Here is a 12884-nt window from a genome sequence, read left to right on the forward strand (position 1 = left end):
CGTTGGCTGAAAATCTATCTTTATTTTCCGATGAACCACTTTTTATTGTCGGCCGGCCTGTCGTCACAATATTTCATAATGCACAAAACTTATTCTCGATTATTAAATTGAAAATCCAAGAAACAAATACGGATTATAAAGAAAAAGAGATTATTGTCGCAGGCTATTTTCCTGCTGTCTCAGAAGAAGCGTTATACCGTTATACAGGGCAGCTGAAACAGCATCCTAAATATGGGCTGCAGTTTCAAGCTGCCACTTTTGAAAAAGAGATTCCAGCAACTGAAACAGGTGTCGTGCAATATTTATCTAGCGATTTATTTCCGGGGATAGGCCACCGTACAGCTGAAACGATTGTTCAACAGCTAGGTGCAGATGCTATTAAAACCATCATTGAAAATCCTGATGTGTTGGATGACGTTCCACGCTTAACAGAAGATAAAAAACAAACACTGCGCTCTGTACTTGAGCAAAATTTAGGGCTTGACCGCATTATGATTCAATTGAACGAATGGGGATTTGGTGCTCAAATTGCTGTGAAGATTTATCAAATGTATGAAGGTGAGACACTACAAGTACTACAAAAAAATCCGTACCGCCTCATTGAAGATATTGAGGGGATTGGTTTTCAGCGAGCGGATGAACTGGGCGCTAGGCTACAAATCACCGGCAACCATCCCGACCGCATCAAAGCCTCTATACTTCACTTGTTAAACACTGCCTCATTATCAGAAGGGCATGTTTTTTTAGATGCAAGAGAAATTTTGCCTGCTTCCAAGGCGATGCTTGAATCGAGTCAGTCATGCACGATTGAATACGATGATATTTCCCAAGCAATAATTGAACTAGGCGAGAATGGCAAAGTTTGCGGTGAAGAAACAAGAGTTTATTTGCCGTCTCTTTATTATTCTGAAATAGGCATTGCTTCAAAGATTACAGAGCTAGCTCAAAAAAACGAAGAGCACTCATCTTTTCCTTCTTCTGAGATAAGGAAAGTAATTGGTGAAGCAGAAGAGCGCTTTGGTGTTACATATGCAGATACACAAGTAAAGGCAATTGAAACGGCTATTAATTCAGCTGTAATGATTTTAACGGGGGGCCCCGGAACGGGGAAAACAACAGTTGTCAGGGGAATAGTGGATGTCTATGCAGAACTTCATGGGCTCTCGCTAAACCCTAAAGATTATGCAGAGAAAGAAGAGGCCTTTCCAATCGTTCTAGCGGCTCCTACAGGTAGAGCTGCCAAGCGCTTAAGCGAATCAACGGAACTGCCTGCAATGACTATTCATCGCTTGTTAGGTTTCACGGGTCAAGAAAAGGAAGAAGATGTGGAGCGAGAAGTAATGGGGCGGCTTATTATAGTCGATGAAATGTCAATGGTTGATACATGGCTCGCACATCAACTTTTGAGGGCATTGAATGATGACTGCCAAGTAATATTTGTAGGCGACCAAGACCAACTTCCGCCGGTAGGTCCAGGACAGGTTTTAAAGGATCTGCTTGCCTCAAAAGCCATTCCAACAGTGGAGTTAACAGATGTTTATAGGCAATCAGAAGGGTCATCAATAATTCAGTTGGCACATGAAATGAAACGTGGTACTGTCCCTCAAGACTTGATGGTGAAAACAAGTGACCGTTCATTTATACGTGCAACCCAAGATCAAATTGCAGACGTTGTAGGGCAAGTGGTCAAGAGTGCTATTAATAAAGGTTTTTCTATTCATGACGTCCAAGTGCTCGCACCAATGTATCGTGGCAATGCGGGCATTGATGCAATGAACAAAATGCTACAAGAATTACTAAATCCCAAAAAAAACCAAAAGACAAAAGAGATTGCCTTTGGTGATACGATTTACCGGATTGGCGATAAAGTGCTACAACTTGTTAATCAGCCAAATAACAATGTGTTTAATGGCGATATGGGTGAAGTCATTTCAATTGTGAAGGCAAAAGAAACGATTGAAAAAACGGATTTAATGGTTGTATCGTTTGATGGCATTGAAGTAACGTATCAAAAAAGTGATCTAAATCAGGTAACGCTTGCGTATTGCTGCTCCATTCACAAATCGCAAGGAAGCGAGTTTCCGATGGTTATAATGCCAATAGTCCGCGGTTATTCCAAAATGCTTCGGAAAAATTTGCTATATACAGGTATTACAAGAGCTAAAAATTTTCTTATTCTATGTGGCGAGCCAGACACATTTGTGTATGGCTTTCAAAAAACAGATGATATGAAACGCCATACCTCACTTGTAGAGCGTTTATCATTGGATGAGACAACTGAAATCAAATCGCTAGAAGAAAAGAATGATACAAAAACGGAATCAACTGAGAAAGAAGCAATACAATCAGTAGAGGACAAGTTACCTGTTGCTTTAACGCTAGATAATTATTCAGGCATTCATCCAATGATTGGAATGGCGGGCATTAGCCCTTATGATTTTATGAATAATGAGAATTGACAGAAGTAAAAGCATTTCTTAAAATAAGTAAGAGTTATCCTATTTAAACAAGATTGATCTCTAATACTGCAATACGTTGAAGGAAAAAAGTACTTGTTGGTCCGTGTACAGAAAGAGGTTCCTAGGCTGTGAGAACCTTCACTACCCAATTTGGAAAAGCTATTCCTGAGTGTAGCCAAAAACTACCGTGTGCCGCGTTAAGGTAATTAAGTGATAATAGCAAAAGCTATTATAATTAGGGTGGTACCGCGAATAGAAACCTTCGTCCCTGTTACAGTGGATGGGGGTTTTTTTATATATAAAAGGAGGAAAATTAATGAAAACATCAGCAGAAATTCGTCGCAAGTTTATCGAATTCTTTGAAGAGAAAAAACACAAACAAGAACCTAGTATGCCGCTTGTGCCAATTAATGACGCGTCATTACTATGGATCAATTCCGGAGTAGCAACGTTGAAAAAATATTTTGATGGCTCAGTGATCCCTGAAAATCCACGTATTACAAATGCACAAAAAGCAATACGTACGAATGATATTGAGAATGTCGGCAAAACAGCTCGCCACCATACATTCTTTGAAATGCTTGGGAACTTCTCTATTGGTGATTACTTTAAAAAAGAAGCTATCCACTATGCGTGGGAGTTCTTAACAGATCCAAAATGGATGGGCTTTGAAGGTGAAAAATTGTCCATTACCATACATCCGGAAGATAATGAGGCCTATACGATTTGGAAAGACGAAGTTGGTATTCCAGAAGAACGCCTAATTCGTTTGGAAGGGAACTTCTGGGATATTGGAGAAGGTCCTAGTGGCCCTAACTCAGAAATTTTCTACGATCGCGGAGAGAAATACGGCAACGACCTAAAAGATCCAGAATTATATCCGGGCGGTGAAAATGAGCGCTATCTAGAAATATGGAATCTTGTTTTTTCTCAATTTAATCATAATCCAGATGGCACATATACACCTCTGCCAAAACAAAACATTGATACAGGTATGGGCCTAGAACGTATGGCTTCAGTTGTTCAAGATGTGCCAACTAACTTTGATACAGATTTGTTTATGCCAATTATCGAGAAAATTGAAGAATTTGCAAATCGTAAATACAAACGCCCAAATGAAATCGATTTAAATGAAATCTTTGGCAGCGAGGAAGATATAAACACGCCATTCAAGGTCATTGCAGACCACATCCGGACAGTGGCATTTGCAGTTGGTGATGGAGCATTACCTTCAAATGAAGGTCGTGGTTATGTGCTTCGCCGTTTACTTCGCCGTGCCGTACGATATGCAAAACAAATAGGTATCGAAAAACCATTCATGTACCAACTTGTACCAACAGTTGGTGAGATCATGGCTGACTTCTATCCAGAAGTGAAAGAAAAAGCGGAATTTATCGCTCGCGTTATTAAGAACGAAGAAGAAAGATTCCATGAGACATTACATGACGGCCTTTCTATCTTCAATGAAGTGGTAGAAGCCCAAAAAGCGAACGGACAAACAAGCATTCCTGGAGCAGATGCATTCCGTTTATATGATACCTACGGCTTCCCAGTCGAATTGACAGAGGAATATGCAGAAGAAGTAGGCATGACAGTGGATGTTGAAGGTTTCGAAGCAGAAATGGAAGTTCAACGTGAACGTGCTCGTAATGCACGCCAAGATGTCGATTCTATGCATGTCCAATCAGAAGTACTTGCAAACCTAACAGAGGCAAGCACATTTGTGGGTTATGAAACTCTTGAGACAAACACAACAATTGCGGCAATGGTAGTAAATGGACAAATCGAAAAAACAGCTTCAGAGGGTAATGAAGCACTAATTATTCTTGCTGAAACACCTTTCTATGCTGAAATGGGTGGGCAAATTGCTGACCATGGTTCAATTAGCAACGATTCATTCAATGCATTTGTAAAAGATGTCCAAAAAGCGCCAAATGGCCAAGCATTGCATACAGTTATTGTTGAATCTGGCGAAATGCATGTAGGTGAAGATGTATTTGCACAAGTTGATCGCACAGAACGTAACTTGACTGTGAAGAACCATACAGCAACACATCTATTGCAACGCGCACTAAAAGATGTGTTAGGCGATCATGTAAGCCAAGCGGGTTCATATGTAGGACCAGACCGTCTTCGTTTTGACTTCTCACACTTTGGCGCTGTTACTAAAGAAGAGTTAGAAAAAATAGAGCAGATCGTTAACGAAAAAATCTGGGATGACATCGCAGTAGTTATTCAGGAGATGCCAATTGCGGAAGCGAAAGAAATTGGTGCAATGGCTTTATTTGGTGAAAAATATGGTGATGTCGTGCGCGTAGTACAAGTGTCCGATTATTCTATTGAACTATGCGGTGGTATCCATGTTAAACGTTCTTCAGAAATTGGATTCTTTAAAATTATGTCAGAAAGCGGTATTGGTGCAGGCACTCGACGTATTGAAGCTGTAACAGGCAAAGCTGCATATCAAGCAACGAAAGAAGAACAGCATGTTTTAGAACAAGCTGCTAGTTTGCTGAAAGCAAATCCGAAAGACTTAGTCGCACGTGTGGAAAGTCTTCAACAAGAGTTGAAAGAGCAACAACGCGAGAATGCGTCATTATCTGCCAAAATAGCAGGTGCACAAGCTTCAACTATCTTATCATCAGCACAGAAAATCGGCGAAGTAACGGTGCTGGCAACAAAGGTTGAAGCAAAAGACAACAATCAATTACGCCAACTAATGGATGATTTGAAAGCTAAAATGGACCATAGTGTCATTGTTTTAGGCGCAGCATCTGAAGGTAAAGTTATGCTGATTGCCGGGGTAACAAAAGATCTAGCAAACGGAAACTATCACGCAGGCAAGATTGTGAAAGAAGTTGCAGAGATTTGCGGAGGCAAAGGCGGAGGCCGTCCTGATATGGCGATGGCGGGTGCAAAAGATGCTTCTAAATTGGAAGAAGCGTTGGATTCCGTGTATAATTATGTAAAATCTATTTAAAAGGTTTGTTGAATAGGGTATACTAACATAGATACAAGACGTTATTCTACTATTTTAAAGTGAGGTGCCCTGCATGAGTAAGTTTGATCAGACGATGAAATTTAATTTCCCTGAAGAATCGATGGAACAAGAAGTTAGAGAAACCATGCAACGAGTACATGCAGCGCTAGAAGAAAAAGGATACAATCCTATCAATCAAATCGTTGGTTATCTATTATCAGGAGATCCTGCTTATATCCCTCGTCATCAGGATGCACGGAACAAAATTCGTAAACTTGAACGTGACGAAATTTTAGAAGAGTTGGTTAAGTTCTATATTAAAAAGAATAACGAGGCATAATGATGAGAATAATGGGTTTAGATGTTGGCTCCAAAACGATTGGCGTAGCAATTAGCGATGCGCTAGGTTGGACAGCCCAAGGTATCGAAACGGTAAAAATTGATGAGGAAAATAATGAATTCGGCATTGAAAGAATCCAAGAGCTGGTGAATGAGTATGACATTGCTGAATTTGTTGTAGGTTTCCCCAAAAATATGAACAATACCGTTGGACCAAGAGGCGAGGCATCACAGGCTTATGCAAAGCTTTTAGAAGATACATTTTCTAAGCCAGTAACGCTTTGGGACGAGAGATTGACAACAATGGCTGCGGAACGTTTGCTAATCGAAGCGGATGTACGTCGCAAAAATCGAAAAAAAGTCATTGATAAAATGGCGGCGGTTATGATTCTCCAAGGATACTTAGACCGAAAACAGTTATGAGGTGGAATTATGGAAGAATTTGAAGAAAGACATATTACAATTGTAGACGATGAAGGCAATGAGCAACTTTGCGAAGTGCTTCATACATTTGATTCCGAACAATTCGGCAAATCATATGTACTTTACTCTATTATTGGTTCAGAAGACGAAGATGGCACAGTTGAGATCTTCGCATCCTCCTATGAACCATCAGATAATGGAACAGACGGTGAACTTACTCCAATCGAAACAGATGAAGAGTGGGATTACATCGAATCTGTTATTGAAGAGTTGGATGAGGATATTGAACAAGGATAATTGCAGAGAGTTGGCAGTTTAGTTTAAAATAAATGCTCGGCAATATGTATTTATCCAATACAAAAGGAATACTTAAGATGCTACTGAAGTAGACAGCATAAAATATATAGAAGAGGTGACCTAAATGGCACATGAACACGAACATGATCACGAGCACATCGTGGCAGTAGATGAATTCGGTAACGAACAAGTATACGCGGTACTTTATACATTCGACTCTGAGGATTTTGACCGCTCCTATGTACTATATTATAAAGAAGGCGCTGCAGAAGGCGAAGAAGTTGAAATCTTTGCATCTGCTGTTGTCCCAGCTGAAGATGGTGAAGGCGGAGAACTTGTTCCTATTGAAACTGATGAAGAATGGGACATGGTGGAAGAAGTTTTAAACACTCTTGACGCTGAATTTGGCGAAGAGTAATTGTTTGCCTAAGCGGAATGAGCAACTAGCATTCCGCTTTTTTGTGCAGCAAACATCCGTTAAGGAGGAATTACCTACGTGGAAAAGAAGAAAAACCAAGATCAGATCAATAAAATAAAAGAACGGCAGTCTGAAAAAAGGGTTGTACGTAAAATTGTATTAGCTGCATCAGGAGTATTTATTGCACTTGCACTGATTCTTGGGATAAGTATGTATTTTTATGTAAATAATGCGTTAAAGCCAGTAGATGAAAATGCAACTAAAACAGTCAAAGTTAATCTCCCGATCGGTTCATCGATTGATACTATTTCCGAAACCTTGGAGAATAAAAATATTATTAAAAATGCTAAAGTCTTCAAGTATTATACAAAGGTAAAAAATGAATCAGAATTTCAAGCGGGTACCTATAATCTGACTTCTTCTATGACGATCGATGAAATTATCAAAAGTCTGAAAACAGGGAAAGTGTACCGTACGCCAATCTTTACGATTACAATCCCAGAAGGTTTAACTCTTGACCAAATTGCAGAAAAAGTTGAAAAAAGTACAAACTACTCGAAAAAAGAGTTTATGGATCTCGTGAATAGCAAGAAATTCATTAAACAAATGAAAAAAGCGTATCCACGTACCGTTACAAAAGCAATTGACCAAAAAGATATACGCTATCCACTTGAAGGCTACCTATACCCTTCAACATACCCGTATTTCGAAGAGAAGCCGACATTACAGGAAATCATAGAGCCAATGATTGCACAGACCAATGAGGTTATCACTAATTACTCTGGCCAATTGAAGCAAAAACATTTATCTGTTCATAAATTTTTAACATTTGCTTCCCTTTTGGAGAAAGAAGCAACAGCCAAAACCGACCGTGAAACGATTGCTAGTGTCTTTTATAATCGTTTAGAAAGCAAAATGCCACTTCAAACCGACCCTACTGTTCTTTATGCATTAGGAGAGCATAAATCCCGGGTCCTTTATAAAGATTTAGAAGTGAAAAATCCATACAATACGTATAAGATTAAGGGATTGCCACCAGGCCCTATTTCAAACGCAGGTAAGGAATCACTTGAGGCTGCAATAAATCCAGCAACAACAGAATACCTATACTTTGTGTCAGACAAAAACGGTAACAATCATTTCTCTAAAACGTATGATGAACATTTAGGTAAAGTTGAGAAATATATAAAGTAAACTAGGAAAAAGATGCTGAACCGATTTATTGAAATTAGGTTTGAATAACTAAGATAGGAGAAGAGCGGCTCTCGCTTTTCTTCTATTTTTGTGATAAGATAAAGTGTATTTTTGAAAAAATAAGGAGGGAATTGTATGGCTATTTCGGATGCATATACAATGTCCTTTATAAAACCACGAAATCCATTGCTTACTGAGATGGAACAATTCGCAAAAGAAAACTTTGTGCCTATTATGCAACTGCCAGCAATTGAATTATTGCTGCAAATGCTCCGAATCCAACAACCTAAAAGTATATTAGAAATTGGCACTGCAATTGGCTACTCTGCCATTCGTATGGCTGAGGCATTGCCCGAAACAAAAATAGTGTCAATTGAACGAGATGAAAACCGTGTACAGCAAGCTAAACATTTCCTTTCGAAATCTTCTGTTGCTGAGCAAGTGGAAATCATCTCAGGCGATGCATTAGAAGTAGATATAGAAAATCATCACTCAGCATTTGATGCTATTTTTATCGATGCTGCAAAAGGGCAATATCAAAAGTTCTTTGAAAAGTATAGTCCGCTTATAAAACAAGGCGGTATTATATATATCGATAATATGTATATGCACGGCCTTTCCGATCTGGATCTTTCAGAGGTACCTAGGCGGAAAAGAACGATGATTCGTAATTTGCATCAATTTGCGGATTGGATGATAGAAAATGAAGATTATCAATCCACATTCTTCCCAGTTGGTGATGGATTATTGATTTGTATAAAGAGGTGACCATAATGACAAAACCTGAATTACTTGTAACTCCACAATCGCTTTCACATATTAAAGCGCTTATTGAAGCAGGTGCAGATGCCTTTTTAATAGGTGAACAGCAATTTGGTTTACGATTAGCAGGAGAATTTACTATTGAAGAAGTACGTGAAGCTACTGCAATCATTCACAATGCTGGAAAAAAAGTATACGTTGCGATGAATGCTATCTTCCATAATGATCGGGTGGATGCACTAGCACCTTATATGAAAGCATTATCAGAAATAGGTGTGGATGGCATCGTTTTTGGCGATCCATCAGTCATCATTGCTAGACGTGAAGCAGACGTTAACATCCCATTACATTGGAACCCAGAAACAATTGCAACGAACTGGTTCCAAGCTAATTATTGGGGCAAACGCGGTGCAACAAGGGCTGTCCTTGCTCGTGAATTAAGCATGGATGAAATTGTTGAAATTAAAGAAAATGCCGAAATCGAAATCGAAGTCCAAGTGCACGGAATGACATGTATGTTCCAGTCGAAACGACCACTGCTTGGCCATTACTTCCTGTATGAAGGCAAAGCAATGGAAGTTGAAAACCGGAAAAACAATCGCAATATGTTCTTGCATGATCCAGAACGAAACAGCAAATATCCAATATACGAGGATTTAAACGGTACGCATATTTTCAGTCCGAATGATATGTGTATTATTGATGAATTAGATGAATTATTTGAAGCTGAAATCGACGTTTTCAAAATTGAGGGTGTCTTGCATACAGAAGAATATGTGGTCGCTGTAACAGAGTGTTACCGCAAAGCAATTGATGCATACACTGAATCTCCTGATGCATACTTCGATATAAAAGAAGAACTACTCGCAAAAATTGAAGAAATTCAACCAGAGTTGCGTCCATTGGATACAGGCTTCTTCTTCAAGGAAACTGTATACTAGGAAAGGAGAAAAAAACCGTGACATTATTAAAAGACGATACGATAAGCGAAATTCGTGATGGCAAAAGAGTCATCGTTAAAAAACCCGAATTGCTAGCACCTGCAGGCAACTTGGAAAAATTAAAAATTGCAGTCCACTATGGTGCAGACGCTGTATTTATCGGCGGCCAAGAATTTGGTCTTCGTTCAAACGCAGGAAATTTCTCAATCGATGAAATGCGCGAAGGTGTAGAATTTGCTAATAAATATGGTGCCAGAATCTATGTGACGACGAATATTTTTGCTCACAATGATAATATGGATGGACTTGATGAATATCTAAAAGCACTGGAAGGCGCAGGAGTAGCAGGTATTATTGTAGCCGATCCATTAATTATTGAGACATGTAAAATTGTTGCACCAAAATTAGAAATCCATCTAAGTACGCAACAATCCCTTTCCAACTGGAAAGCTGTTCAGTATTGGAAAGAAGAAGGATTAGAGCGTGTCGTGTTAGCACGTGAAACAAGTGCAGAAGAGATCAAACTAATGAAAGAAAAAGTGGATATTGAAATTGAGTCATTTGTTCATGGCGCAATGTGTATTGCTTATTCTGGTCGTTGTGTTTTATCTAACCATATGACTGCGCGTGATTCTAATCGTGGGGGTTGTTGCCAATCATGTCGATGGGATTATGATTTATATGCAGTAGAAGATGGTGAAGAAAAGCCTTTATTTGAAGAAGGCAACGAAGCCTTTGCAATGAGCCCGAAAGATTTGAAGCTTATCGAATCTATTCCAAAAATTATTGACTTAGGCATTGACTCTTTAAAAGTTGAAGGTCGTATGAAATCGATTCACTATATAGCTACTGTAGTCAGTGTCTATCGTAAAGTAATCGACGCATATTGTGCAGATCCTGATAATTTCAAAATTAAACTTGAATGGCTTGAAGAGCTAGATAAATGTGCAAACCGTGAAACAGCTTCTTCTTTCTTTGAAGGACAACCTGGATATGAACAACAAATGTTCGGTGAACATGGCAAGCAAACGAAATTTGATTTTGTTGGCATGGTCTTAGATTACAATGAAGAAACACAAATGGTTACATTACAGCAACGTAATTACTTTAAACCTGGCGACGAAGTAGAGTTTTTCGGGCCTGAAATTGAAAACTTTAAAGTTGTCATTGACGAAGTATGGGATGAAGATGGACAAGCACTTGATGCTGCTAGACATCCATTGCAAATCGTTCGTTTCAAATGTGCTGAGAAGCTGTATCCAATGAATATGATGCGCAAGGAGATGCGGTAGATGGAAAAACAACGTCCAGTTGTGATTGGCATCGCTGGAGGTTCTGGGTCTGGCAAAACAAGTGTGACACATGCCATCCATGATGTATTTAAAGAACATTCAGTAGTAGTGATTGAGCAAGACTTTTATTATAAAGATCAAAGCCATTTGGAATTTGATCAACGACTAGAAACGAATTATGATCATCCGGATGCATTTGATACGGATTTATTAATTAGTGATGTAAAGCGTTTATTAGAAAGAAAATCCATTGAAAAACCAGTGTATGATTATGCACTACATACACGTTCAAAAGAAACCATTCATATTGATCCACAAGATGTTATCATTCTTGAAGGAATTTTGGTACTTTTTGATCCGCGCTTGCGTGAATTGATGGACATTAAATTATTTGTGGATACGGATGCAGACTTGCGGATTATTCGCCGTATTTTACGCGATATCAATGAGCGTGGTCGTTCAATGGATTCTGTCATTGAGCAATATCTTTCTGTTGTTCGTCCGATGCATAATCAATTTATTGAGCCAACTAAGCGTTATGCAGATATTATTATTCCAGAAGGCGGCCAAAATGAAGTGGCAATTGATTTAATGGTTACAAAAATAAAAACAATTCTTGAAACAAATAGTATTGTGTAATATCATTGTAAATGATTAGTAAATATTCTTGTTAGAAACTATGTCGCATGCTTTAACGAGTAGCGACATAGTATTTTTATTAAGATGATGAAGAAGCAATCGAGGAGTGAATAAAATGGCAGCAGAAAAACAATACCCAATGACTGCAGCGGGTAAGCAAAAACTAGAAGAAGAATTAGAATTCTTAATTTCAACTAAACGTAAAGAAGTTGTTGAACGCATCAAAACAGCGCGTGGTTTTGGTGACTTATCGGAGAACTCCGAGTATGATGCTGCGAAGGACGAACAAGGCTTTGTAGAAGGCCGTATTTCGCTTTTGCAAACAATGATTCGTAATGCCATGATTATCGAAGAAGGCGCGAGTACATCTGATATCGTAACAATTGGCCGTACAGTAACATTCAAGGACTTAGAGGAAGACGACGAAGAAACTTACACAATCGTAGGTTCAGCAGAAGCAGATCCTTTCGAGGGTCGTATTTCAAATGATTCGCCAATCGCTAAAGCCCTACTTGGCAATAAAGTGGGAGACCGTGTAAAAGTCAATACACCTGGTGGAGACATGGATGTCGAGATTATTTCTATTAAATAAAATGTAAAACCTTTAAAGAAGACAATCGTTTGTATTGTCTTCTTTTTTTATGAAACGCAATTAAACGGAAATTATTGTATTCAACAAATGAGGTTTTTGTTATAAATAGATTAAGTAAACGTATCAGCCATTATTAAATGGTTGAAAAAAAGGAAAAATAAAATATATTATATTCTGAATTATGAAACGAAAGAAAGAGAGATTTAATTGAAAACATCTAAAAAGAAAAAGTCAATCGCGATTTTCGGTAGCGTTGGTATTTTAACTTTGGGTATATCACTCATGATTATTATTAAATATCAGTACCATACGAATCAATTAATTATAGCTGATTGTTTTGAAAACTACGGAAATCAAACGACAGTAACAATTAAAAAGCATGTTATTGGGTCTGCGGTTACTTGTAAAAGAAATGAATACGACTTTAATCCTTATTTTATATGCTTTGGGGCTACCTGGAATGCTTTTCATGTATACTCGCAAAGCTAGAAGCGTATTCTGTTTTTATGCTATGATAGACAAGAGTATTAAGAAACCAAACCAGATGA

13 protein-coding genes and 1 other annotated feature are annotated in these 12884 nt (G+C 38.5%); all 13 genes read left to right on the forward strand.

The genetic code is table 11. The features are described 5' to 3' along the window. Positions 1-2: 2 nt before the first annotated feature. Complete coding sequence (gene recD2, locus AC6CHJ_RS05015) at positions 3-2459, forward strand: SF1B family DNA helicase RecD2 (RefSeq protein WP_498287495.1); 2457 nt, start codon at positions 3-5, stop codon at positions 2457-2459. Between the two features lie 67 nt (positions 2460-2526). Beyond that, positions 2527-2732: a binding site (T-box leader), on the forward strand. Between the two features lie 43 nt (positions 2733-2775). Next, complete coding sequence (alaS, locus tag AC6CHJ_RS05020) at positions 2776-5439, forward strand: alanine--tRNA ligase (RefSeq protein WP_498287497.1); 2664 nt, start codon at positions 2776-2778, stop codon at positions 5437-5439. A gap of 73 nt (positions 5440-5512) precedes the next feature. Beyond that, positions 5513-5779 carry an IreB family regulatory phosphoprotein gene (locus tag AC6CHJ_RS05025; RefSeq protein ID WP_147193895.1) on the forward strand — a complete coding sequence of 89 codons (267 nt, stop codon included), beginning with the start codon at positions 5513-5515 and terminating at the stop codon, positions 5777-5779. 2 nt (positions 5780-5781) lie between these two features. Continuing rightward, positions 5782-6201, forward strand: a complete 420-nt coding sequence (gene ruvX / locus AC6CHJ_RS05030; protein ID WP_147195078.1) for a Holliday junction resolvase RuvX — start codon at positions 5782-5784, stop codon at positions 6199-6201. 9 nt (positions 6202-6210) lie between these two features. Next, positions 6211-6498 carry a DUF1292 domain-containing protein gene (locus AC6CHJ_RS05035; protein ID WP_147193893.1) on the forward strand — a complete coding sequence of 96 codons (288 nt, stop codon included), beginning with the start codon at positions 6211-6213 and terminating at the stop codon, positions 6496-6498. Between the two features lie 124 nt (positions 6499-6622). Next, positions 6623-6916, forward strand: a complete 294-nt coding sequence (locus tag AC6CHJ_RS05040; RefSeq protein WP_066786187.1) for a DUF1292 domain-containing protein — start codon at positions 6623-6625, stop codon at positions 6914-6916. Positions 6917-6994: 78 nt separating this feature from the next. Then, positions 6995-8110: an endolytic transglycosylase MltG gene (gene mltG, locus AC6CHJ_RS05045; protein WP_249775767.1), complete on the forward strand. Its 1116-nt coding sequence runs from the start codon at positions 6995-6997 to the stop codon at positions 8108-8110. 135 nt (positions 8111-8245) lie between these two features. Next, positions 8246-8878, forward strand: a complete 633-nt coding sequence (locus AC6CHJ_RS05050) for an O-methyltransferase (protein WP_147193890.1) — start codon at positions 8246-8248, stop codon at positions 8876-8878. Positions 8879-8883: 5 nt separating this feature from the next. Continuing rightward, positions 8884-9813, forward strand: coding sequence for a peptidase U32 family protein (locus AC6CHJ_RS05055; RefSeq protein ID WP_147193889.1), 930 nt, complete (start codon positions 8884-8886; stop codon positions 9811-9813). Between the two features lie 17 nt (positions 9814-9830). After that, positions 9831-11105, forward strand: a complete 1275-nt coding sequence (locus AC6CHJ_RS05060) for a peptidase U32 family protein (protein ID WP_147193887.1) — start codon at positions 9831-9833, stop codon at positions 11103-11105. Beyond that, entirely contained in the window at positions 11106-11744 is a 639-nt protein-coding gene (gene udk, locus AC6CHJ_RS05065) for a uridine kinase (RefSeq protein ID WP_147193886.1), read from the forward strand. Between the two features lie 115 nt (positions 11745-11859). Continuing rightward, on the forward strand, positions 11860-12336 hold the full coding sequence (gene greA, locus AC6CHJ_RS05070) for a transcription elongation factor GreA (RefSeq protein WP_066786206.1): 477 nt from the start codon (positions 11860-11862) through the stop codon (positions 12334-12336). 207 nt (positions 12337-12543) lie between these two features. After that, positions 12544-12825 (forward strand): hypothetical protein, encoded by a 282-nt coding sequence (locus tag AC6CHJ_RS05075; protein ID WP_147193884.1) that lies wholly within the window; start codon positions 12544-12546, stop codon positions 12823-12825. The last annotated feature ends 59 nt before the right edge of the window (positions 12826-12884 follow it).

The organism is Rummeliibacillus sp. GQ308, assembly GCF_059759115.1.